Source organism: Fusibacter fontis (assembly GCF_055378735.1).
On the sequence record NZ_AP042445.1, the window covers coordinates 2513367 to 2536592 of the forward strand.

The 23226-nt window shown below is 38.4% G+C and carries 21 protein-coding genes; 14 read left to right on the top strand and 7 right to left on the bottom strand.

The window, feature by feature from the left end; all coding sequences use genetic code 11:
- Window positions 1-121 precede the first annotated feature (121 nt).
- The 4 genes from ACZ41W_RS11225 (at window position 122) to ACZ41W_RS11240 (ending at window position 3620) form a co-directional block, all read left to right on the top strand.
- Window positions 122-1261: an acyl-CoA dehydrogenase gene (locus ACZ41W_RS11225; protein WP_464312071.1), complete on the top strand. Its 1140-nt coding sequence runs from the start codon at window positions 122-124 to the stop codon at window positions 1259-1261.
- A gap of 59 nt (window positions 1262-1320) precedes the next feature.
- Window positions 1321-2103, top strand: a complete 783-nt coding sequence (locus tag ACZ41W_RS11230) for an electron transfer flavoprotein subunit beta/FixA family protein (protein WP_464312072.1) — start codon at window positions 1321-1323, stop codon at window positions 2101-2103.
- A gap of 10 nt (window positions 2104-2113) precedes the next feature.
- Window positions 2114-3133 carry an electron transfer flavoprotein subunit alpha/FixB family protein gene (locus ACZ41W_RS11235; protein ID WP_464312073.1) on the top strand — a complete coding sequence of 340 codons (1020 nt, stop codon included), beginning with the start codon at window positions 2114-2116 and terminating at the stop codon, window positions 3131-3133.
- Window positions 3134-3245: 112 nt separating this feature from the next.
- The gene (locus ACZ41W_RS11240) at window positions 3246-3620 is read left to right on the top strand and encodes a hypothetical protein (protein ID WP_464312074.1); all 375 of its coding nucleotides are present in this window, start codon (window positions 3246-3248) and stop codon (window positions 3618-3620) included.
- 86 nt (window positions 3621-3706) lie between these two features.
- On the opposite strand, the gene ACZ41W_RS11245 is transcribed toward ACZ41W_RS11240, so the two are convergent.
- From ACZ41W_RS11245 to ACZ41W_RS11270, 6 genes are read right to left on the bottom strand one after another with little or no spacing between them, the layout of a single operon-like run.
- On the bottom strand, window positions 3707-5194 hold the full coding sequence (locus tag ACZ41W_RS11245) for an AMIN-like domain-containing (lipo)protein (protein ID WP_464312075.1): 1488 nt from the start codon (window positions 5192-5194) through the stop codon (window positions 3707-3709).
- A gap of 17 nt (window positions 5195-5211) precedes the next feature.
- Window positions 5212-6279, bottom strand: a complete 1068-nt coding sequence (locus tag ACZ41W_RS11250; protein WP_464312076.1) for a sensor histidine kinase — start codon at window positions 6277-6279, stop codon at window positions 5212-5214.
- 4 nt (window positions 6280-6283) lie between these two features.
- A complete protein-coding gene (locus ACZ41W_RS11255) occupies window positions 6284-6967 on the bottom strand; it encodes a response regulator transcription factor (RefSeq protein WP_464312077.1) in 684 nt (227 codons plus the stop codon).
- Between the two features lie 40 nt (window positions 6968-7007).
- Window positions 7008-8174, bottom strand: a complete 1167-nt coding sequence (locus ACZ41W_RS11260) for a D-alanine--D-alanine ligase family protein (RefSeq protein WP_464312078.1) — start codon at window positions 8172-8174, stop codon at window positions 7008-7010.
- A 17-nt stretch (window positions 8175-8191) separates the two neighbouring features.
- Window positions 8192-9781 carry a UDP-N-acetylmuramoyl-tripeptide--D-alanyl-D-alanine ligase gene (locus ACZ41W_RS11265; protein ID WP_464312079.1) on the bottom strand — a complete coding sequence of 530 codons (1590 nt, stop codon included), beginning with the start codon at window positions 9779-9781 and terminating at the stop codon, window positions 8192-8194.
- Window positions 9778-10545, bottom strand: coding sequence for an alpha/beta fold hydrolase (locus ACZ41W_RS11270; protein ID WP_464312080.1), 768 nt, complete (start codon window positions 10543-10545; stop codon window positions 9778-9780). Before ACZ41W_RS11270 ends, ACZ41W_RS11265 begins: the two co-directional genes overlap by 4 nt.
- Before the next feature lie 183 nt (window positions 10546-10728).
- Between ACZ41W_RS11270 and ACZ41W_RS11275 the strand changes: the two genes are divergently transcribed.
- The 3 genes from ACZ41W_RS11275 (at window position 10729) to kce (ending at window position 14103) form a co-directional block, all read left to right on the top strand.
- Window positions 10729-12729, top strand: a complete 2001-nt coding sequence (locus tag ACZ41W_RS11275; RefSeq protein ID WP_464312081.1) for an S-layer homology domain-containing protein — start codon at window positions 10729-10731, stop codon at window positions 12727-12729.
- Between the two features lie 159 nt (window positions 12730-12888).
- The gene (kal, locus tag ACZ41W_RS11280; protein WP_464312082.1) at window positions 12889-13275 is read left to right on the top strand and encodes a 3-aminobutyryl-CoA ammonia lyase; all 387 of its coding nucleotides are present in this window, start codon (window positions 12889-12891) and stop codon (window positions 13273-13275) included.
- A gap of 12 nt (window positions 13276-13287) precedes the next feature.
- Window positions 13288-14103, top strand: coding sequence for a 3-keto-5-aminohexanoate cleavage enzyme (gene kce / locus ACZ41W_RS11285; protein ID WP_464312083.1), 816 nt, complete (start codon window positions 13288-13290; stop codon window positions 14101-14103).
- A 143-nt stretch (window positions 14104-14246) separates the two neighbouring features.
- Here kce and ACZ41W_RS11290 read toward each other — a convergent pair whose 3' ends face one another.
- Window positions 14247-16049: a stalk domain-containing protein gene (locus tag ACZ41W_RS11290; protein ID WP_464312084.1), complete on the bottom strand. Its 1803-nt coding sequence runs from the start codon at window positions 16047-16049 to the stop codon at window positions 14247-14249.
- Between the two features lie 209 nt (window positions 16050-16258).
- On the opposite strand from ACZ41W_RS11290, the gene rho reads away from it, so the two are divergent.
- From rho to ACZ41W_RS11325, 7 genes are all read left to right on the top strand, one after another.
- Complete coding sequence (rho, locus tag ACZ41W_RS11295; RefSeq protein ID WP_464312085.1) at window positions 16259-17746, top strand: transcription termination factor Rho; 1488 nt, start codon at window positions 16259-16261, stop codon at window positions 17744-17746.
- Between the two features lie 132 nt (window positions 17747-17878).
- Window positions 17879-18079: a 50S ribosomal protein L31 gene (gene rpmE, locus ACZ41W_RS11300; RefSeq protein WP_464314288.1), complete on the top strand. Its 201-nt coding sequence runs from the start codon at window positions 17879-17881 to the stop codon at window positions 18077-18079.
- 61 nt (window positions 18080-18140) lie between these two features.
- Window positions 18141-18743: a thymidine kinase gene (locus ACZ41W_RS11305; RefSeq protein WP_464312086.1), complete on the top strand. Its 603-nt coding sequence runs from the start codon at window positions 18141-18143 to the stop codon at window positions 18741-18743.
- Window positions 18736-19680, top strand: coding sequence for a DUF1385 domain-containing protein (locus ACZ41W_RS11310; protein ID WP_464312087.1), 945 nt, complete (start codon window positions 18736-18738; stop codon window positions 19678-19680). The genes ACZ41W_RS11305 and ACZ41W_RS11310 overlap by 8 nt, the downstream gene beginning before the upstream one ends.
- A complete protein-coding gene (gene prmC / locus ACZ41W_RS11315; protein WP_464312088.1) occupies window positions 19643-20551 on the top strand; it encodes a peptide chain release factor N(5)-glutamine methyltransferase in 909 nt (302 codons plus the stop codon). Before ACZ41W_RS11310 ends, prmC begins: the two co-directional genes overlap by 38 nt.
- Window positions 20544-21617 carry a peptide chain release factor 1 gene (gene prfA / locus ACZ41W_RS11320; RefSeq protein WP_464312089.1) on the top strand — a complete coding sequence of 358 codons (1074 nt, stop codon included), beginning with the start codon at window positions 20544-20546 and terminating at the stop codon, window positions 21615-21617. The genes prmC and prfA overlap by 8 nt, the downstream gene beginning before the upstream one ends.
- A gap of 320 nt (window positions 21618-21937) precedes the next feature.
- Window positions 21938-23212: an ArsB/NhaD family transporter gene (locus ACZ41W_RS11325; protein ID WP_464312090.1), complete on the top strand. Its 1275-nt coding sequence runs from the start codon at window positions 21938-21940 to the stop codon at window positions 23210-23212.
- The last annotated feature ends 14 nt before the right edge of the window (window positions 23213-23226 follow it).

Genomic DNA, 23226 nt, shown 5'->3' on the forward strand with positions numbered 1-23226 from the left:
TTACGGACCAAAATAAATTATCTTGTTGGATATTTTAACAATTAATGTTAAAATGGTCGCATGGGGATAGTTTATTTTTTTTCGCATCAAAGTTAAATATTTAACAAAACGGAGGGAGCAAATGAAATTTGAATTAACAAATGAAGATCTCATGATGCGTGATATGTTTAGAACATTCACGAAAAATGAGGTAGAACCAATCGCTGCAGAAATCGATGACTTAGAAAGATTTCCAGAAGAAACTGTTAAAAAAATGGCAACCCTTGGGATGATGGGTGTCCCATTCCCAAGAGAGTACGGTGGTGCTGGTGGTTCATACTGGCAATACATCAACCTCGTTGAGGAATTAGGCGTTTCATGTGCAACGACTTCTGTTGTCGTATCTGCACATACGTCTCTATGCGCTGCACCAATTTATGAATTTGGTACAGAAGAGCAAAAACAAAAATATTTAGTGCCCCTTGCAAAAGGCGAGAAAATTGGAGCGTTTGGTTTGACTGAACCAAATGCAGGTACGGATGCTTCGGGACAACAGACGACGGCAGTTAAAGATGGTGATCACTATATTTTAAATGGCAGTAAAATATTTATCACCAACGCGGGTTATGCAGATACCTATATCGTAATTGCGATGACTGATCGTTCTCTTGGACTTAAAGGTATTTCAGCATTTATCGTAGAAGCAGGTACACCAGGATTTACCATTGGAAAAAAAGAGAAAAAATTGGGAATCCGCGGTTCAAGTACATGTGAGTTGATTTTTGAAGATTGTAAAATCCCTGTTGAAAATATGTTAGGTGGAGAAGGCAAAGGCTTTAAAGTTGCCATGATGACACTTGATGGAGGCCGTATCGGTATTGCTGCACAAGCACTTGGTATTGCTCAAGGCGCTTATAACGAAGCGGTTAAATATGTCAAAGAAAGAAAACAATTTGGAAAGCCGATTGCTGCATTCCAAAATACGCAATTTGTGATTGCTGATATGAAAACAAAAATTGAAGCTGCACGTTTACTCGTGTACAATGCTGCTTATAAAAAAGGCAACAAAATGCCTTATGCTCAAGATGCTGCAATGGCAAAATTATTCGCATCTGAAGTGGCAATGGAAGTGACGACTAAAGCAGTTCAATTATTTGGTGGCTATGGATATACACGTGAATATCCAGTGGAAAGAATGATGAGAGACGCTAAAATTACCGAGATTTACGAAGGTACAAGCGAAGTTCAAAGAATGGTTATTTCTTCATCTGAATTAAAATAATCCAATCATTCATAGTCAAAAGACATTCAGTTCTATAATTGTGTAAATGGAGGCAAACGATGAAAATTGTTGTATGTATAAAACAAGTTCCTGATACCAACGAAGTTAAGTTGGATCCAAAAACAGGTACGCTGATTCGAGATGGCGTTCCAAGTATCATTAACCCAGATGACAAAGCTGGATTAGAAGCAGCACTTAGATTAAAAGATCAATACGGTGCACATATTACCGTGGTAACGATGGGTCCCCCACAAGCAAAAGTTGCTTTGCAGGAAGCTTATGCCATGGGTGCAGATCGCGTGATTTTACTCACAGACAGAGTATTTGCTGGCGCAGATACACTTGCGACATCGACGACGATTGCAGCTGCACTTAAAAAATTAGAATATGATTTAGTGATTACAGGAAGACAAGCAATTGATGGGGATACCGCTCAAGTTGGACCACAAATCGCAGAACACTTAGATTTACCACAAATCTCTTATGTGTCTGCATTTGAACACAAAGGCGATCACGCAATTGTTAAACGAACATTTGAAGATGGATTCCAAAAGATAAAAGTTTCTTATCCATGTCTGATTACAGCTTTAAGCGAATTAAACGAAGCGCGTTACATGTCTGTTAAAGGGATACTTGACGCGCATAGAAGCCTTGAAATTGAAACATGGGGCTTCAATGAAATCGATGCAGATTTAGAGCGCATGGGTTTAAAAGGTTCGCCTACAAAAGTTAAAAAATCGTTTACTAAAGGGGCAAAATCAGCTGGTAAAGTGGTTGAAGGGTCACCAAAAGAGTTGGCGATTGCAATCGTAGACAAATTACAAGAGAAATTCATTATCTAGGAGGGTTCCCATGAATATAAATGATTACAGTGGCGTGCTCGTATATGTAGAGCAACGCTTCAATGAAGTTCATAATGTTTCATTAGAACTTCTTGGAAAAGGACGTAAAATTGCAGATGAGTTAGGCGTTAAAGTCATCGCTGCAGTTGTGGGTAAAGAGATTAGCAAACACAGTAAATTATTGGTTGAATACGGAGCAGATAAAGTCCTCGTGATGGAAGATGCACATTTTGATCTTTATTCAACAGAACCTTATACACAGGCACTTGTTCAAGCCATCAACAGTGAAAAACCAGAAATCGTGTTGTTTGGCGCGACATCAATAGGTCGTGACTTAGCTCCAAGGGTATCTGCAAGATTATCAACAGGTTTAACAGCTGACTGTACATCTTTAGATGTTTCAGAAGAAAGAATGCTTTTAATGACGCGTCCTGCATTTGGTGGTAATATCATGGCAACAATCATCTGTCCAGACCACAGACCACAAATGTCTACCGTTCGTCCTGGCGTAATGACCAAAATGGAAAGAGATGCTAGCAGAACAGGTGAAATTGTTCAGTTCCCTGTGACAATAGAGAAAAACAAAAAATTCATCGAAGTCCTTTCTTTTGAAAAAGAAACTGAAGAAAAACAAGATATTCAAGAAGCGACAGTTCTGGTTTCAGGTGGTCGTGGCGTTGGATCCGCTGAAAACTTTGAACTTTTATATGCGTTAGCAGATGAACTCGGTGGCTTGGTTTCAGCATCAAGAGCAGCTGTTGACAGCGGTTGGTTAGATCACGATCGTCAAGTGGGTCAAACAGGTAAAACGGTTCGTCCAAATGTATACTTTGCTTGTGGTATCTCTGGAGCGATTCAACACGTTGCTGGTATGGAAGAAGCTGAACTCATCATCGCTATCAATAAAGATAAAGGCGCGAAGATATTTGAAGTAGCTGATCTTGGTGTTGTAGGCGATGTTCATAAAGTATTGCCATTTGTTGTAGAAGAAATCAAAAAAATTAATGCGACTAAAAAAATTGAAGATTAATCACTTCCGTACATTTTTACCAAATTCTAATCTATGACTAACGTGATTTACATGATTGTCCGTTATGATAAGGATAGTAAATCATTAGTTGAAATAGATGGAGGGTATGTGTATGTTTACATTTTTAGTGATTGTTGCAGTTGCATGGATATTGCACAAAAAACATTATTCAGTAGAAAAAATGATTCCGTTTTTAATTTTAGCAGGAATCGTCGCAGTTTTTATTCCAGTTGGTAGTATCATTGGAACCGTATTTGGAACAATTGGTACAGCACTTGGTGGCATCTTTGGTGGATTTGGCGGGCTATTCGGAGGCATCATCGGTGGTATTTTCGGTGTGATAGGAAGTGTCATCGGTTTAGTATTTGGATTAGTTGGAGGCATTATCGGTCTCGTAATGGGAACAGTTGGATTGATTATCTGTTCAGTTTTTCTCTTATTCATTCCACTAGCGATTATCTTTGCAGTCGTAAAACTCGTGTTATAATAACAAAATAAGAAGCTGTTGCAAATCAAACTTTGCAACAGCTTTTTTTGTGCTTTTGAATCTTGTTTATTGAGATCCTATGATGATTATTGAGCGATGTCTACGACGAGTTTTCCAGGAGACTTCATAGTGAAAACCTTGTATTGACTCGCCCGATTCAGTGTGATGACAATTTCAACAGCATCGCCGTCGCCTTGTGTAAACGTGACACCTTGGATGTTTGGACTTCCTTTTAAATTGATTCCCTTTTGTCGAGCTGAAGCATCTGCCGCACCATTTAAAGTAATGGTTATGACGGTTTGTTCTGCGTTAATCGTCGCTTGATAAGGTCCCACTTGACTTGATGCAACGGTTTCATTTCCATAATTCCAATCGCTTAAATCAAAGACCAATCTTTCAAAGGAATCGTGATGACCGTATCGAACGGCACTGATATCTTGTGATGCCACTGCTTCACCTCCTGAGAATCCACCGCTTGTTTTAAACCCTTTTAGAGGTTCTGGCTCAGTTGTTTTTTCAGTTGTCGTTTGAACAGGTGGTGTAGAAGCGCTATCGTCTTCATTTTCTTCAGTTGTTTTAGGTTCTTGTTCCTTAAGTGAATCAACTGTATCAACTGCTTGCTGTGCGCTGTTATTTTTAATAACCGTTAACAGTGCTTCATAATTGGTTGAATGAAGATTGAGCACGGGAATATCAAACGCAAATTGCTTGATTTTCCATTGTGCACTGTCGTTGAGAACTTCAAAATACCAACTCGCGACAATGGTTTGATTGCTTCCATTGATTGAATAATCCATTAAGGATTCGATGACATAAAAGGCTTGTTGATCAAGGGTTTGAGAACTCACAGTATTTAATGAATTGAGTTGAACTAAAGTTCCAACCTTTGAAAATTCGGTTAAGAGACGAACACCCTCTTCAGAGTTTGAAAGGGCATTTAAAATAAGCAAATTCCCTTGCTGTAGATAGTCCGGTAGCTGAGTAAAAAAATGATCCACTGGTTTTGAGGAAAGTGTTGAAATATCATCGTTGGAAGTGGTCTCATTCGTCGCACTCTCTTCAGTCGTCGTCTCTTTGGTGAGTTCAGTTGACGACTTTTTAGAGGACTGATAATTCCAAGTCATATCAGCCAAACTTGACTGTAGAAAAATCACCAAGACAATCAATACAAACAAGGTCAATAAGATGATTTTTAAATGGTTCGATGGTTCAAACAAAGACGCTCCCACATCCTCCATTTTCGCTTCTGGTGACTTCATGTCGTCTGACTTTGACTGAGCCGATTCACGCGAAGGTTCAGGTTGTTGAGTGAGTGGTGCTGTCGCCTCCTCGTCTTCTCGCTTAAGCAAGTGTCGAATGGTATCTACATCGAGTTCGGATGTATAGGACAAAGGCTTGGAATTTTGACTTTCTGAGTCCATTGTGATCGATGCATTTTGAGAAGGTTCACCTTTGTCTTTATCCAGAGTGTGGGGCAACTCTGATATGGGTTTAGCAGAAACAAATTGATACCCACATAATTTACACTCTTTTGAAGCATCTGGATTGGTATAGCTACAGTTTGGACACCTCATAGTAGGTGATTCCTCCTTTAATCTAGTGGAAAATCAAGGACAAAAGTTGTGCCTTCACCGAAGTTGCTGCTGACGCTTATTTTACCATTTTGTCCTTCCGTTAATTGCTTGACAATAGCAAGTCCAAGGCCTGAACCGCCTTTTTCCTTTTGATCTTTCGCTTTATTCACCATAAAAAAGGGATCAAAGATATTTTGAAGAACGTCTGAAGGAATGCCATCTCCATCGTCATGTATCGAGATTTGAAGATGATATTGAACGACTTTCGTTGAGACAACTATTTTTGTTTTAGCATATTTTTTTGCATTTCCAATAAGATTCTCTAAAATTTGATTGAAGCGATATGGATCGACTTTGATATAAGCTGATATGAATGGCTTGTTTAAAATGAGTTCAACAGGTAAATCCTTAAACTCGCGTTGCTTGTGATCAAAATAATTGTTGAGAATGATTCCCGAATGGATTCGTTCGGTATTTAAAGTAAATTCACCAAGTTCTTGCTTGGTATAGACAGAAAGATCATCAATTAGGTGATTGAGATAATCTGCACGATCTGCAATGGTCTCGAGATATTTTTCATACGTTTCTTGATCTTTTACGATACCATCTTGAATCGCTTCAACATATCCCTTAATTGAAGTAAGCGGCGTTCTCAAATCATGAGTAATACTGGCAATAAAGCGTTTACGCCTCTTTTCAATTTCATGTTGCTCCATAATGGTGTCGCGAAGTCGAATTCTCATCTTGTCAAACTCTTTGCAAAAATCACCAATTTCATTGTCAGCTTCATACTTAATCACATAGTTTAGGTTGCCTGATTTTATGTGCTCAGCCGCGCGCTTGATTTCAAATATCGGCTCGAAAACATAGCGATTCATCAGCAAGATAACCATCATGTAAAAAACAATGATAATGACGAGAAATATCCCAAACCAAAGAATAGGTGTATTTAAAAGAGAATGTGAGAGGGATAGTTTCATATTGAATGTGATGAAGATATATGCAAAAAATCCCATAGATACAAGAATCGATCCGAGCATGAACAATAGGAGGATTGCTCGCAGGTTAAATTTATGCGTTTTCATAAAGTTATCCTTTAAACTTATATCCGATACCCCATACAGTTTCAATGTATTCAGGGTTGGATGGGTCTGTTTCGATTTTTTCTCTTATTTTTCGAACGTGAACCGTTACGGTATTGATATCACCAAATTCATTGTATCCCCAGATTTCATCAAAGATTTTTTCTCTGGAAAGAGCTTGGTTTTTATTGAGCATAAGATAATGTAAAATTTCAAATTCTTTCACTGAAAAGGGAAGTGATTCACCTTTTAGTGTCACAGTACGCGCTTTGATATCCAGTTCTAAATCTTTTACGGAAAGGGTCTCTGCTGGAGGTGTTCCAGAAAGTACATTGACACGTCTAAACTGAGATTGAATCTTCGCGATGAGAACACGTGGACTAAAAGGTTTTTCTATAAAGTCGTCTGCACCAAGTCCAAGTGCTAAGATTTTATCCGTATCTTCTTTTTTGGAACTGATCATAATGATTGGAATGTTGGATTCGTTTCGAATTTTACGACAGATTTCAAATCCATCGACCTTTGGTAAAATGATATCTAAAAGCGCTAAATGTGGGCTCTCAGATTCAAACTTATGTAACGCTTCTTCTCCGTCGGATGCTGTTATTGCAATGTATCCAGATGCATTAACATAATCCCGAATCAGCGTTTGAATTTGAAGGTCATCTTCAACAATGAGTATTTTTTCCATAATGCCTCCTCAAATGAGTCTTGAAACTCCAGTAAAGTATTTATTTCTTAATTCCTTTCAAATCTGCCTTTGACAGAATGTTGATATCATTTGATCTCGTAATACTTTCTTTTCGTCTGTAAGCTCGATAAGCCGCTTCAATCATCTCTTCTAGCATGGACTGAAAACTTTTTCCACTTGCTTCCCATAGATAAAATGCCAGTGATCCAGGAACTGTGTTGAACTCGTTGATATAAGGAAGTTCCGTTCCTTTTTCAATCATGAAATCGATCCGAGTGACACCTGCACAATCAAGTGCTATAAATGCTTCAGCTGCCATGCGTTCAATTTCATGTTTTAATGAGTCTGTTAAAAGCGCTGGAATTTGACGTTTTGCAGAGGACATCCCTTTGGATTGTCCTTCGTTGACGTATTTATCTTCATACGTTAAAAAATCATGTGTGGAGAGAGGTTCTTCGCAGACAGACAGCTCGAGTTTTTCGCTGTCGCCTAGGACAGATATATTGATTTCTCTCATGCCGATAAGCATGCGTTCCACTAGAATACGCGTTGAAAAATAACGCGCTTGATCGATGGCTTCAATGAGTTCAGAACGATTTTTTGCCGATTTAACCCCAACACTTGAACCGATATCTGCTGGCTTTACAATCATTGGATAGTGAAGTTTATTTTCAATATCATCGATGATGTCGCTCTGATAACTGAGCCAGTGATGTGCGTAAAACCATTCCCCTTCAACCACTCGAATGCCCGTGCTTTGAAGGAAGAGCTTAGACGCGATCTTATCCATTGTCATGGAAGCCGCCAACACACCACATCCGACATATGGAATATCTAAATGTTCTAGTAGTCCCTGCAAGCTGCCATCTTCACCGCCTGTTCCGTGTATAATTGGAAACGCCACATCGATGTAATCTACGATTGGATTTTCAAATTTTTTGACAGGGTCGTGAATTAAGAATGCGTTGCGATTGCCTTTTACGAGTTGAACGCGTGTAGAGGATTCAAGTACTTTGCCGAGGTCCTTAAAATGTTCGATTTCAAGTAAGTAATCGCCTGTGTACCAACGATTTTTTTTGGAAATATATATGGGTACAACGCGATAGTTCGGCATTTTTCGAAGTTGAGCAATCGCTTGTTGCGCGGTTATTACAGAGACTTCATGTTCAACACTCGTTCCACCAAAAAACACACCTATATTTATCATGGAAACTCCTTTTACGTTTATTCGTTAAATGTATCAGGTAAATCATTTTCTATAAGCACAACATCATTGAGTGCGACGATATCACCTAATTTCCTAAAACCATCTTTGATATTTGAAGCGATGTAAATTTTGTTATCTGGGTAATGCTTTTCTTTTAACCCATCTTGAATAGGAGCCGTTTGTTTTTTCCCGACTAAAATAACATAATCACATGCATCTGCAATCTTCTCACCAAATTTTTTATTGAGTTCATATGCTTGGTCTCCAAGTTCAATCATGCCAGGCGTAATGACGATTTTTTTGTTGCCCTCAAAATTTTTAAGAACATCAAGTGCCATACTAGAGCCCACAGGATTTGAATTGAAAGCATCGTCTAAAATGGTGTATTGATCGTTCACTCTTCTCGTAGAGAGTCTGTGTAGAACGGGTCTCAAATCAGCTGTAAGTGCAGGCAATCTCTCAAATGGAACACCAAGTGAGATGGCGATCGCGAGGCCCGCTAATACGTTGGACAAGTTGTGTTTTCCAAGCAGTTTTGTACTTAATCTAAATTTTTTGCCGGATGATTTTTGAACTAATGTAAAACTCGATCCATTGCTGCCAACAGTTGTCGATTCGATATAATAATCAGGTGCAAATTCTGAGTGATCACTGACGGAATAGCGAATGGATTTAACATCCTCTCTTAGCTGGATATTGCGTACATTTTCATCATCGACATTGACAAATGCAGTCCCATTTGGATTGAGATATTTAAACAACTCGCCTTTGGTAGAAATGATATTCTCAAACGTTTTAAACGTGTCTAAATGTTGTGGACCGATGGAGGTAATCACGCCGTAAGTTGGATGGACGAACTCGCACAGCTCTTGGATATCTCCAACTTCCTTTGCGCCCATTTCTGCAATGAGAATTTGATGCGTTGGTTTTAAATGTTCTCGAATCGTGCGCGTTAATCCCATTTTTGTATTAAAACTCTCAGGTGTCATCAGCACGTTGAAGTCTTTTGACAAGATTGAGTATAGAACGTTTTTCGTACTGGTCTTTCCATAACTACCCGTTATCCCAATGACGATTAAGTTGGGATTTTGATTCAGTATTCTCAATGCATCTTTGTAATAGTATTGATTCACCGCATTTTCAATCGGTTTATTGATGAAATTCGCTAGGTAAATCCATAAGAAACTCAAGATATATGCGAATATTCCCCATATAGCGCCTGTCCAAGTCGGCATAAAACCAATTGCGATAATGCATAAACCGATGCACAATAGCGTCGTCATGAGCATTCTTTTGACTCTCGGCGTATAAACACACTTTTTCTTTGCTGGATAAGCACGTTGGATCAATCTATAAAAATATAGATTTAAGACCAGTAAAAGTAGCGCTAAAATGCGAACGAATGCATGATCGACTAAAAATAAGATGAGAACGCCTATCAGGTAAAAACTTTCATGAGGTTTCACCCATTTATTTTTAGACTTGAAGATAGCACCTAGGTATTGGTTTGTATAATAGCCATACTGCTGAAATTTGTGAACATCGGAAAACGTTTTATAAAAAACGGAAATGGCGATGAGCAGTAAGCCCGCGATGGTTAATATCATGATTTTAACCCTCCTAAAAACGTCTGAATAATTGTAATTGTGCGTTCAGGTTGTTCTAAATATGAAAAGTGGCCAGCACCTTCATAAACCACTAACCCAGCGTCTGGAATAAGTGATTCCATTATTTTTGCATCTTCTAAAGGGGTTGAACCATCTTGATCACCCCAAATAAGCAAAGTAGGCGCAGTGATCTTAGGTAAGAGATCACGCAAATCTTCGTTGACAACTTTTGAAAGCACCTGCTTCATCATAGGCGTCGCGGCTTTGTAATCGGCACTCGAATGAAGTTCTCTATAAGCTTCAAGAGGCTCTTTTAATGCCCATTTGAAAATTGGCAGAGAAGCCACTTGTTTAAAAAACTTATATCCATATACTTTAAAATAATAATTGGATTTCCGCTCAGGTTTGATTCCCGCACTATTCATGAGAATAATGCCTTTGAGTGGCCGTAGTTGGCTCAATTTGATCGAGACGCGCCCGCCAAAACTATGGCCCAGTAAAATGGGCTGATGAATATTTAGGGCTGTCAAAAATGCATGTGTCATCTGTGTATAGTCATCTAAATTCCATGGATGATTGGGCTCTTGTGATTTTCCAAAGCCGGGAAAATCTAAAGCGATGACTTCGTGAGTCTTTTGAACGGTGTCTATAAGTCGCGTAAAACTGTCTAAATTCGCACCCCAACCATGTAAAAATACAATAGGTTGACCAGCTCCTTTGCGAATGTAGTGAACGTCGGTATTTTCATAATTAAATATTGGCATTTCAAGACCTCTTTTTGCGTATTATTCTTTATTTTATCATAAAAAGCAAGTGGAATTACAGTGGAATTACAATATGAGTAAAATAAATTTAATAAAGTGACAGATGGATGCGTGATATAATGGATTCAGAAAATAAAGTTTTGTGAACACACGCATACGTGATGTGAAGACATGGAGGTAGACATGCAGAAAAGAATCAAAAAAAGAACCACTAAATTGGTTGCTTTATTATTAGCGCTTGCATTAGTTGGCGGAAATGTGATATCGCTGGCAGCGACTGACGTCACAGCGAGCCATTGGGCAAGTAAGTCTATAGAAAACGTCATGAAAAATCAGACGGTACCAGCATATGCAAATAATGAATTTAGACCGGACTCCGTTGTCACTGGACTTGAGTCTTTAATCGCAATCTACCGTACAGTTAATGTTGCTGGGTATCTCAAATCGGTGGATATGACAGCCCTTGTTGCGAAACACCAATTGAGTTTGAAAGCATTAAGCATCCCAGAGATGTTTGCTCCTTACGGAACAGATGTATACCCTGCACTGGCTTATGCACTTGAAAATCAAATTGTTGCTTTAGATGAAGTCAAAGTATTAATAACTGGAAATACTTTGACAAACGTCAAAAAAGTCAATGCATCTACTTTTATTGCAAAAGCACTCAATGTGTATAAAAAAGAAAATCTCAATAAAGTCATCGTTTTACCGTTTAAAGATCAATCGGACATTCCGTTAAGTGCCATCAAATACATCAACTTCCTAGTTGAAAAAGGCATTATTTCAAGTAAAGGCGATGCAAATGGCAAATTTAATCCAACGAGCACCATTAATAGAGCAACTTTAGCGGTGTTGATGGAAGGGTTTGGAAAGGCATTAGGGGTTAATCCTGCTGCTGTAACTGAGCCGACGACACAACCGGCAACTCAACCAACAACACAACCAACAACACAACCAACAACACAACCAACGACACAACCGACAACACAACCAGTGACACAACCAACCACACAACCGACAACCCAACCGACAACCCAACCGACTGATGTGACTCCAATTGCCGTTGAAAGAACGGTTAGTGGAAAAATTACAGCAGTGAATGATTTGGATCAATCCATTTCAATTGTCCCATTAACGGGAAAAACAGAAACATTTGTCCTTGGAGACGCAAAAATAACAGCGGCAGGAAATAAAGCATCCTTTAACATGGTAACGATAGGTGCTCAAATTACGCTCACTGTCAAAGACAATGTAGTCAGTGCGGCGAATTTAGAGAAAGCTTTAACTGTTGTCGAAGGAACTTTTTCTAATCTTACGGATTATTTAGATGAATCTAAAACACAAAAATCACTCAGAATTGCATTAGATGCTAAAACAAATGATTTTAGACGTGTTTTCAACGATACGTTAGTGACAATCAATGGCATTCCTGCAAAAGCAACAGACTTAAAAGATAAATTCAAACTTTATGTTTATGTTGATACAACTGGTGCTCGTAGAATTGTGGCATATGGAGAATACTATGAGTTTTCAGGTGTTTTAAATGCTGCGGTGGATGTTTTGAAACCAGGGACTGTCGATGTCACCATGGAAAATGGAACTGAGTATAAATATGCCTATACAACGCCTCTTGTCTATAGTCACAAGACTTCAGCATTTAAAGCAAATGATATCGTAAAAGTGACGTTAAAATACGGCAATGTGACTAAGATTGATTATGTAGGTCAGGTAAAAACTGTGGTTGGAAAACTCACAGGGATTTTTATTAAAAAACAACCAACATTAACCATTACTTCTGCTGATTCCACAGAAGAAGTTTTCAATCTATCAAGCAAAGTTAAAATAATTGATGAAACTGGAAAGAACAATTTAACGATTTACGATTTAAGATTGGATCAAGAAGTGACTGCAGATGTAGGAATTGGCGGAATCACGAGAATTCAGCTTGGAAGAAAAATTGTCGCAGAACCAACGGGATTTAAAGTAACGGTTACTCAAGTGGTATCGTCTTCGAATATTCTATTGGTGATTGATGAAAACAACAAAGTTCGAACATTGACTTTCCCGGTAAATGCCATTCAAAGAGCTTCGGATTATAAAGCGGGCATGATTTTATACGTGGAAGGAAAAGCTATTACAGATACGGTGTTTGAGGTTGTAAAAATCACGATACAAACGCAATAATGGAGATCAAAACGATTCATAATGCGGTTATTCCACAGTCATTATTTATAGATGGAATTATTAGATGAAATTAAGAGGTAGGCAACGTTTCAGTTGACCTGCCTCTTTTTGTCTACTAAAATAGAGAGTGAGGGAAACTATAACAGGAGGGATTTTATTATGTCTGAAAAAGCAATGATTAGAATGCGTATGAGTATGCACGACGCTCATTACGGCGGAAACTTAGTTGATGGCGCAAAAATGCTCAATTTGTTTGGCGACGTTGCAACAGAATTACTGATTCGTCAAGATGGAGATGAAGGTCTTTTTGCTGCGTATGAAAAAGTCGAATTTTTAGCACCTGTATACGCTGGCGATTATATTGAAGCAGTGGGTGAAATTACACATGTTGGAAATTCGTCGAGAAAAATGACGTTTGAAGCGAGAAAAGTCATTATCCCAAGACCTGATCTCAATGAATCAGCTTGTGATGTGTTAGAAGAGCCGATTGTGGTTTGTCGAGCAGTTGGCACTTGTGTCGTTCCTAAAAATAAACAGAGAAAATAAGGGGAGGATCACATGGAAAAATTGATTATAACGGCTGCGCTGACAGGAGCAGAAGTTACAAGAGATCAACAACCCAATTTGCCATTAACACCTGAAGAAATAGCTAATGATGCCTATGCTTGTTATCAAGCCGGCGCGTCTATTGTGCATGTTCATGCAAGAGATGGCGAAGGCAACCCAACACAAGATATGGAAGTGTATAGAGAAATTAAAGAAAAAATAGAAGCAAAATGTAACATTATTTTTCAGCCATCAACAGGTGGCGCAGTATGGCATACACCTGAACAAAGATTGCAACCCGTTGAGCTTGCGCCTGAAATGGCAACGCTTAGCTGTGGAACTTGCAACTTTGGACCAGATGTGTTTATGAACTCTGAAGAGTATATGATTAAATTTGCAACGCGAATGAAAGAAGTTGGTTTAAAACCTGAAATTGAAGTGTTTGAGCGCGGTATGATTGAAAATGCCAAAGCACTTGTTAAAAAAGGGTTGCTTCAAGAACCCCTTCACGTAGATTTCGTGTTGGGCGTTCCAGGAGCGTGTCCAGGAACTCCAGAAGATTTAATGTATATGGTGAATCAATTGCCAAAAGGATGGACATGGACGGTAGCTGGAATTGGTAGAAGTGAATTGCCACTTGCAGTCATGGCGATTATATTAGGTGGTCATGTGCGCGTGGGTTTTGAGGATAATGTGTATTATGCTAAAGGCCAATTGGCAAAATCCAATGCTGAATTGGTAGAGAGAATCGTAAGGATTGCAAAAGAAATGGGTAGAGAAGTTGCGACGCCTGATGAAGCTCGAGCAATCTTGGGGCTTAAAAAATAAGGCAATCCATTCAAGTAAAATCTAAAAAAATAAGGTTTTGTCATGTGAAGGCTATCATGAGATGAGAGCGTTTCGTTTGACAAAACCTTTTTTATTTAACAGTCACGTTTTTAACAGCCACATTTTTAACAGTCACATGGTACTTAGAAATCGAGTGCTTCTACTTGATCAAATCGATCATAATGCATAGTTCGATCGAGATAAAAATAATTAGCAGTTCCGCTTCCTGATTTTACATCTTCTGCAATCGATGCAATTGTCCATTCACCGTTGAGATACGTTTCTACCCAATATAGAACTTCTTGACCGGTGTTTCCACGCATGATTTTTGCGGGAATATTTGTTGAACGGAGTAAAGCGGTATAGAGAAAACAGAGTTCAATTGAGTTTCCAGATTTTACAACGGCCATCTCTCTCGCATCGCGAAGTTGTGAGCCGCTCATGCCGTCTAAATACTGATAATTTTCGACGATCCACTCATAAAGTTCTTTTGCTTTGCTATATTGATTGGTTAAATTAAAAGTCAAAGAGTTTGTAATGAAATAGATTTCAGTATAGTCGTAATTTACGTAAATGGACTGAAGAATATTCCGGATTGGTTCGCTAGAAGTATTTAAAACACTGAATTTCAGAACAATATCAGAAGATGCTTCATCAAATCTAAAAGCTTGGGCGTCTTTTACAAAGTCATCCAATGTAGCGGTTGGAAGCTCTAAAAATCCGATGGATTGTTTTTTCGAAACACCCAGGTCTACGATCACTTTTACATTGTGTTTCCCTAATCCAAATGGCGTATAAATTTTCGAGCCAAAAACACCTTCTTTCACGGGAATATAATAACTTGTTTTATTGGCGTCTTTGGTTACGATTACGTGAAAACCCTTAACTTTATTCTGATCAACGACTCCGGTAAGTTCAAATTGATTTTTCACAGGCATATTTGAATAAAGCGAGTTGCTGAGTTGGATGCCATATGCAAAATAATTTGGAAGTTCCGTATAATGTTCTAAGCTTTCGTTAATGGATAACTTTGGTATGCTAAAGGTTTTTGCAATGGTATCGTATACTTCTAAACTTTCAGCCTGATCATTGGAATCTGCATAATAACCACTTAACCGATAGCCGTTATTATTTTCATAAAAGAGGTATTCAATGTAATGACCGACTTCACCGTTTGAGTACAAGTCATACTGTATGATTTCTGAAACGTATTCTCCAAATTTTTGAGTATTTTGAGAAACAATCTGAAGTGCATCGCCATATTGCGCTCTTAAATCGCTAAGAACATTGTTTTTAAAAGCGCTTCTTGATGTGTTGAGCGCTTGTGAATATACCGTTGAAGTTAATCGATAGGTCTCATACGAGCCTTCAACACCATATGTGTTCAGAGTGCTATCAAGCGTTTGCCAATACTCAGGCATGTAAAAACTAAACCCTAAATGCGCAAGGTTCACTCTCCTAAAATGACGGTATCCAAATTGTCGGTATTCAAGGACATCTTCTCGATAATTAATGGAAAGATTATGTGTTAACGAATCGAGTTCATAGTTCAGTCCATAGTAGTCAATCACAAATGAAGCTGGGATGAAAAGTTCTTCTTTCAGCATCATGGCGTGCAATGACATCTCCACTGACTTCCCATTAATCTGTGCCCATTTTGAATTGGCGTGAAACTTGATGAAAGTATTGTCTTGATAGGTGACAAGTTCATTTCTGTTGTTGTACCACCAAATTTGAGTGCCGAGTTTTTCAAAGAATGTCTTAGCAGGCACCATAATTTCACCATTTAACATAAATGGTGTATGCTCAAAATCCATAGGTTGCTTTGAAATGGATACAGATGCATCGATGCTTGGATCGCCTTGAGTAGGTGTTGCATAAGCCATCGAAGCGAAAGCGATTAAAATAAGTATGCTGATAATCAAAATGAACAGTTTTTTACGCATAAACCCCCACTATTTGATTCAATTCTAAAAGTGTGTTAACATGGATTCGTAAAGCGAATCGCTTATATAAAATATATCATAAAACAGGTCAATTCCAAATTAGAAATTCTATAAATAAAAGAAGAAAACGTCAAAATTGAAACAGTCAACCGTGTAGACGAAAGTCTAATAAATTGTTTATATAGAGAATCCCGGCGAGTGGAGGCATTATGGATATTCGAGCGCTTCAATTGAAAAAAGTGGCCGATTTAAGAGAAATTGCAAAAGTAATGGGTTTTGAAGGGTATTTAAAGCTCAAAAAAGATGAATTAATTGATTTAATTATCAATGGCAATTCTGAAGGGGTTTCAGTGGATGAAGAGCCATTTGTTTCGGAAATAGATGCATTTATTGAACCCGAAGAGTCCTACGAAAATGATGAATCTTACGAAAATGAAGAAACCTATGATAGTGAAGATCGTCAAGACGTTGAAGTATTAGCAGGTGCACCGATAGTTAAACTTGCCATGGATGATGAACATTCGCTTAATGGGATAGGCGTATATGAAGCCAAGGAAGCCTCTGAGAAAAAAATTGAATACGATTTATCTGGTCGAGCGGAGTCAGAGGGAGTACTTGAAATAACCGAGCAAGGTTATGGGTTTTTAAGATTTGAAAACTTTTTACCAAGCGAGTTGGATGTTTATGTGTCACCTTCGCAAATTCGCAAGTTTTCCATGCGTACAGGAGATAAAATCGCAGGCACAACGCGTCAACCGAATGCCGGTGAGCGGTTCAGAGCGTTATTATACGTAAAGAGTATCAACGGTTTAAAACCACAATCCAATGTAAGACGACCAAAATTTGACGATTTGACGCCTTTGTTTCCAAAAGAACGTTTTAGACTTTCAAGGGAAAATTCAGATCATTCGATGCGCATCATCGATATTGTCTCGCCAATAGGCAAAGGGCAAAGAGGGCTTATTGTGGCACCTCCAAAGTCGGGTAAAACAATCCTTTTGCAAAAAATAGCAAGGGCAATCAACGAAAATCATCCAGAAGTTGAACTGATTGTACTGTTAATAGATGAACGACCTGAAGAAGTCACGGATATGAGGCGGTCGATTCGCGCAGATGTCATCTCGAGTACATTTGATGAACTGCCATCACATCATATTAAAGTAGCTGAAATGGTACTTCATAGAGCGAAAGCTTTAGTCGAACAGAAAAAAGATGTCGTGATATTACTCGACAGCATTACGCGTCTTGCGCGTGCATACAACCTTGTAATGCCGTCAAGCGGTAAAACATTGTCAGGTGGATTGGACCCAAATGCACTTCACCGTCCTAAACGATTCTTCGGAGCAGCGAGAAACATCGAAGAAGGTGGGTCGCTGACAATTCTTGCAACAGCACTGGTTGAAACGGGTTCAAGAATGGATGATGTCATCTTTGAAGAGTTTAAAGGCACGGGAAATATGGAGCTTATTTTAGATCGTAAGCTATCAGAAAAACGTATTTTCCCTTCAATTGATATTCGAAAATCAGGAACGCGACGAGAAGAATTTATTTTAACCGAAGAAGAATTAGAAGCCGTATGGAAAATCAGACGCAATCTGGATAAGTTTAATAATAGTGAGATCATTGAAAAGTTCATAGATACCTTGCTCTCAACTAAAGATAATCAAGCATTTTTCCAGATTATCAACAAAGATTAAACCATATAAAAGTGAAGTGAAATTATTAAAGAATTGTCATTGATGTTTTTGAAACGCTATGTTATAATGATAAGGCTTGAAATTTGATTATCGTAAATTGATATAAATAATATGAGGAGCGAGGTGAGCAACATGAAACAAAATATTCATCCAGATTACCAACAAATAGACGTACACTGTGCGTGTGGCAATAATTTTAAGACTGGTTCTACGAAAAGTGAAATCAGAATCGAGATTTGTTCTGAATGTCATCCATTCTTCACTGGTACTACTAAACAAGTAGAACGTGGTGGTAGAGCAGAGAAATTTAAAGAAAAATACAATCTTAAATAAGTTGCTGGTAAATAGGTTAGGATGGGGTAATCCTAGCCTTTTTTGTTTTTAAGGAGATAATATGTCAAAATTATACTTTAGATACGGTGCAATGAATTGTGGAAAATCCACTGCATTAATGCAGGTTATGCACAACTATGAAGAGCGCGGCATGCGCGCAATGCTTTTAAAACCTTATACAGATACCAAAGGCGGCGATCAAGTCGTCTCTAGACTGGGCATCACGAAACAAGTAGATCTTTTAATCAAACCCGAAGAGAATATTCGACAAGTGGTTAAAAGATGGTTAGAAGATCATGGAAATGTACAATGTATTTTAGTAGATGAAGTACAATTTTTAAAAGCATATCAAATAGATCAGTTGTTTGAAATCGCTGTTTTAGATCATATCCCTGTTATTTGTTATGGACTTAGAACGGATTTTTCTATGAATGGATTTGAAGGTTCGGAAAGGCTCTTGTTATTAGCACATAGCCTTGAAGAGTTAAAGACCATTTGCAGATGTGGCAGAAAAGCTGTCTTAAATGCAAGAAAAGTCAATGGAGAGTTTATTTTCAAAGGTGAACAAGTGGTGATTGACGGCGAGAACCAAGTTGAATATGAGTCTTTATGTGCGAACTGCTATTTTCACTATAAAGCTCTAAAGGAGAATTTAGATGAGTGAAGCAAAACAGACATCCATTGGTGGACAAGCGCTCATTGAAGGCGTCATGATGCGTGGTAAAGAAACCATTGCCATTGCAGTCAGAAAACCTGATGGCGATATTACGCTCAAAGTCGACCCGGTAAAAGGGAGCAAAGCAAAAATTCTCAAATTACCTTTGATTAGAGGTGTATATGCCTTGATTTCGTCCATGATTGTGGGCGTTAAGGCATTGACGTATTCTGCTGAGTTCTTTGTTGAAGGTGATGAAGCGGAACAAAAAGGAAAATTTGAGACGTGGTTATATGCAAAATTTGGTAAAAAAGCAGATGATATTATCATGGCATTTTCCATGATTTTCGCTGTTGTATTTGCCCTTTTATTATTTGGTGCAGCCCCGACTGCCTTAGTTGGAGTCTTAAAAACCATCGTTGGAAATGGAATGGTACTCAGTGCCATAGAAGGCGTCATGAAAATTGTGATTTTTGTATTGTACATTCTCATTATTTCTCAGATGAAAGATATTAAACGTGTTTTTCAATATCACGGTGCTGAGCATAAAACGATTCATTGTTATGAAAGCGGAAAAGATGTAACGGTTGAAAATGCAAGAACCTTTACAACGCTTCACCCTAGATGTGGTACGAGTTTTCTATTCTTTGTATTGATGATTAGTATTATCATCTTTACGTTTATCAGCTGGGACAGCGTACTCATGAGAGTAGGAACTAAACTGTTGATGTTTCCTGTCGTTGCAGGACTTTCATACGAGATGATTCGAATTGCGGGAAAATCCAATCATCCAGTGGTAAAAGCACTTAGTTATCCAGGTCTCATGTTACAAAAATTAACGACAAAAGAACCGGATGACCAACAGCTTGAAGTGGCAATTGCGGCATTCTTAAAAGTTTTAGAGGAAGATGCTAAATGTCAAGATGGCGATTGCGCTTGCTTGTGAGGCCATAATGGTAGCTGTATCAGAAAAATTAAATGAAATTGAAAGTAGATTATCGACGGTTACCGAGGTAAGTCGTTCGGAGTCAAGACAGATCTTGGCACACGTTCTTGGATGTTCGCATCTGGATTTAATCTTTCAAGCAAATGAGATGTTGTCAGATGAGACAATTGAGAAGATTGAACTGATTGTTGAAAATCGTCTCAATCGGATGCCACTTCAGTATTGTTTAGGGGTTCAAAATTTTTATGGTGTTGATTTTAAAGTAACCCCAAGCGTTTTGATTCCAAGGCCTGAAACTGAAGTTTTGGTTTCGTATATTGAAGAATATGCACGTGGCAAATCAGGTAAACTGCTAGATGTTGGCACAGGTAGTGGGGCGATTGTCATCACATTGAATCAACGGCTCACTGCATTTGAATGCGTCGGTCTAGATATTTCAGCAGAGGCACTAAAAGTTGCAAAAGAAAATGAATCTCTTTTTCCAAATGCAAAGCCAATTCGCTGGGTACTCAGTGATTTGTTTGAAGGCATACGAGAGGATGAAATTTTTGACATTATAGTTTCAAATCCACCTTACATCCCCGATCAAGATAGACTTGAACCAGAGGTGTTTGAACACGAGCCACATCTCGCGCTCTTTGGTGGACTTGATGGACTGGATTTTTATCGACAAATTATTCCCAGAGCGTGGCATCATTTATCGGAACAAGGGCTGTTGATTTTTGAAGCGGGGCACGATCAGTGTGAGGCGATTGAATCTTTGTTGAAACAGCATCATTACAATCACGTAGGACATTTTAATGATTTAAATCATATACCGAGATTTATATATGGAAGAAAGCAAACATTGGAGGTTAAGAATCATGTTTGATAGGTTGGAATTTACAGAACAAAAATACGAAGAGTTAAGTTTAAAATTATCGGATCCAGAAGTGATTAACGATCAAAAACTCTGGCAAAAACTCATGAAAGAGCATTCGGAACTTTCAAGTATCGTGATGAAGTATCGCGAATACAAGTCTGCGAAGCAGGGCATTGAAGACGCAAAAGAGATGATCAGAGAAAGCGACGATGAAGAGATTAGAGAACTCGCTAAGATGGAGCTCACAGAACTTGAAGGTCAAATAGACGCATTAGAGATGGATGTTAAAAAATTACTATTACCCAAAGATCCTAACGATGAAAGAGATGTTATCTTGGAAATTCGTGCAGGTGCAGGTGGTGATGAAGCAGGTCTTTTTGCAGCGGAACTCTTGAGACTTTATATGCGTTATGCAGAGCGCAAAAGATGGAAAGTAGAAGTCCTTAATACAAATGATACGGGCGTTGGCGGAATCAAAGAAGCGTCTGTTTTAATTAAAGGAAATGGCGCTTATTCGAAATTAAAATACGAAAGCGGCACACACCGTGTTCAGAGAATCCCTCAAACAGAATCAGGAGGGCGTATCCACACCTCAACTGCTACAGTAGCTGTATTACCAGAAGTGGATGACGTTGAAGTGGATATTAAACAGACAGATTTGCGTATCGACGTATTTAGATCCTCTGGAAACGGTGGACAAAGTGTTAATACAACAGACTCAGCTGTGCGTGTTACCCATTTGCCTACAGGTCTCGTAGTTTCGTGCCAAGATGGTAAATCTCAATTATCCAATAAAGAGAAGGCGATGCAAGTATTGAAAGCCCGCCTATATGAGATGGAACTGAACAAGCAAAATGCCGAAATTGCTGAACAAAGAAGAAGTCAAGTGGGTACGGGAGACAGAAGTGCTAAGATTAGAACTTACAACTTCCCGCAAGCACGAATCACAGATCATAGAATTCCCATTACACTCTACAAGCTGGATAGTTATATGGATGGAGAAATTGATGAAATGATTGATGAACTCATTACGTTTTTCCAAACGGAAGCACTTAAAGCACTTGAAGAAGTTTAAGAAAATAAAATACGCGAGAATTTTAAGAATTTTTAAAATAGTTGTTTAATTAATTTTCAAGGAGTATACTGATTCAGTGAATTTAAATTTGGAAATTTTTTGGGAGAAAATTTCTAAAGCAATATTTGGGAGGTCTTTTGGGATGCACCACAATATAATTATGGGGAATGCTTTGTATTTTGCAGTAGCACATATCGCCAATCTAGCAAGTACATAATTTGAAGAAAGGTTTTCAAAAGATGTATTTGATTAAATGAGTGAATCGGATGAAGTGAATCGGATGATGCGCTCGTGATTCTAGTTGAAAGAGGAGATGGAAAATGATTTTTGATCATTTAGTGCTAGCTGTTTTGATTTTTACTGTGACATATGTCATTATTATGTCAGAAAAAATTAATCGAACATCTATTGCTTTAGTAGGTGCAGTATTATTAATTGTATTTAAAGTAATCGATCAAGAAGTTGCGATTGAACATATAGATTTCAACACAATTGGTCTGTTAATTGGAATGATGATTATCGTCAATATTATGAAACGAAGTGGTATTTTTGGTTATGTTGCCATAAAAACCGCAAAACTTGCAAAAGGTGACCCTTGGAAGATCGTGGTGCTTTTTACCATCATCACTGCAGTGTCATCGGCGTTACTTGATAATGTCACAACCGTACTTTTAATTGTTCCTGTGGCATTGGTTATTACGGATAAACTCGAAATGTCGCCAATTCCGTTTATGGTACCGTTGATTTTTGCAGCAAATATCGGAGGAACGGCGACTCTGATCGGGGATCCACCGAACATCATGATTGGTAGCAAAACCGGATTGGGCTTTGTGGACTTTATTGTGAATTTGGGTCCTGTCATTTTTGTTATTATGATTGTTTTAATTCTTCTTATGAGAATTACAAATGGCAAACATTTTACAGCGGATGCGAGTAAAAAAGCAAAAATTATGCTTTTGGATGAAAATCTTGCCATTAAAGATGCACCGCTGATGAAAAAAAGTATTTTCGTGCTCTTGTTAACGGTGGTTGGATTCTCGCTGCATCAAACGCTTGGATATGATTCAGCTTCAGTTGCTTTATTTGGAGCGGCGATTTTACTGTTGATTAGCAAACGCGATCCTGAAGAAATATTACTTGAAGTTGAATGGCCGACTATTTTCTTCTTCACTGCACTGTTTGTATTGGTGGGTGGCTTAAAGGAAGTAGGCGCAATTGATTTTCTTGCAAAACAACTCATCCAACTTACAAAAGGCAACTTATTTGCTACAGCTATGTTTGTGTTATGGGGCTCGGCTATTTTATCCGCATTCCTTGACAATATCCCTTTTGTTGCGACGATGATTCCTTTGATACAAAGTATTGCTTTGATGTCGTCGTTTGATGTTACACCTCTTTGGTGGGCACTTTCTTTAGGCGCTTGTCTTGGTGGTAATGGTACACTTATCGGAGCATCTGCTAACGTCGTAGTAAGTGGTATTTTGAAAAAACATGGACATGAACTCACTTTTGGTCGCTATATGAAAACAGGCTTTCCAATTATGATCGTGAGTGTTGCCATATCAAGTATCTATTTGATTCTATTTTACCTGTAAATTAAGAGGAGGTT

Bases quoted from the DNA above. Each gene is read 5' to 3' on its own strand.
- ACZ41W_RS11225 (WP_464312071.1), top strand. From the start codon at position 122: ATGAAATTTGAATTAACAAATGAAGATCTCATGATGCGTGATATGTTT.
- ACZ41W_RS11230 (WP_464312072.1), top strand. From the start codon at position 1,321: ATGAAAATTGTTGTATGTATAAAACAAGTTCCTGATACCAACGAAGTT.
- ACZ41W_RS11235 (WP_464312073.1), top strand. From the start codon at position 2,114: ATGAATATAAATGATTACAGTGGCGTGCTCGTATATGTAGAGCAACGC.
- ACZ41W_RS11240 (WP_464312074.1), top strand. From the start codon at position 3,246: ATGTTTACATTTTTAGTGATTGTTGCAGTTGCATGGATATTGCACAAA.
- ACZ41W_RS11245 (WP_464312075.1), bottom strand. From the start codon at position 5,194: ATGAGGTGTCCAAACTGTAGCTATACCAATCCAGATGCTTCAAAAGAG.
- ACZ41W_RS11250 (WP_464312076.1), bottom strand. From the start codon at position 6,279: ATGAAAACGCATAAATTTAACCTGCGAGCAATCCTCCTATTGTTCATG.
- ACZ41W_RS11255 (WP_464312077.1), bottom strand. From the start codon at position 6,967: ATGGAAAAAATACTCATTGTTGAAGATGACCTTCAAATTCAAACGCTG.
- ACZ41W_RS11260 (WP_464312078.1), bottom strand. From the start codon at position 8,174: ATGATAAATATAGGTGTGTTTTTTGGTGGAACGAGTGTTGAACATGAA.
- ACZ41W_RS11265 (WP_464312079.1), bottom strand. From the start codon at position 9,781: ATGATATTAACCATCGCGGGCTTACTGCTCATCGCCATTTCCGTTTTT.
- ACZ41W_RS11270 (WP_464312080.1), bottom strand. From the start codon at position 10,545: ATGCCAATATTTAATTATGAAAATACCGACGTTCACTACATTCGCAAA.
- ACZ41W_RS11275 (WP_464312081.1), top strand. From the start codon at position 10,729: ATGCAGAAAAGAATCAAAAAAAGAACCACTAAATTGGTTGCTTTATTA.
- kal (WP_464312082.1), top strand. From the start codon at position 12,889: ATGTCTGAAAAAGCAATGATTAGAATGCGTATGAGTATGCACGACGCT.
- kce (WP_464312083.1), top strand. From the start codon at position 13,288: ATGGAAAAATTGATTATAACGGCTGCGCTGACAGGAGCAGAAGTTACA.
- ACZ41W_RS11290 (WP_464312084.1), bottom strand. From the start codon at position 16,049: ATGCGTAAAAAACTGTTCATTTTGATTATCAGCATACTTATTTTAATC.
- rho (WP_464312085.1), top strand. From the start codon at position 16,259: ATGGATATTCGAGCGCTTCAATTGAAAAAAGTGGCCGATTTAAGAGAA.
- rpmE (WP_464314288.1), top strand. From the start codon at position 17,879: ATGAAACAAAATATTCATCCAGATTACCAACAAATAGACGTACACTGT.
- ACZ41W_RS11305 (WP_464312086.1), top strand. From the start codon at position 18,141: ATGTCAAAATTATACTTTAGATACGGTGCAATGAATTGTGGAAAATCC.
- ACZ41W_RS11310 (WP_464312087.1), top strand. From the start codon at position 18,736: ATGAGTGAAGCAAAACAGACATCCATTGGTGGACAAGCGCTCATTGAA.
- prmC (WP_464312088.1), top strand. From the start codon at position 19,643: ATGCTAAATGTCAAGATGGCGATTGCGCTTGCTTGTGAGGCCATAATG.
- prfA (WP_464312089.1), top strand. From the start codon at position 20,544: ATGTTTGATAGGTTGGAATTTACAGAACAAAAATACGAAGAGTTAAGT.
- ACZ41W_RS11325 (WP_464312090.1), top strand. From the start codon at position 21,938: ATGATTTTTGATCATTTAGTGCTAGCTGTTTTGATTTTTACTGTGACA.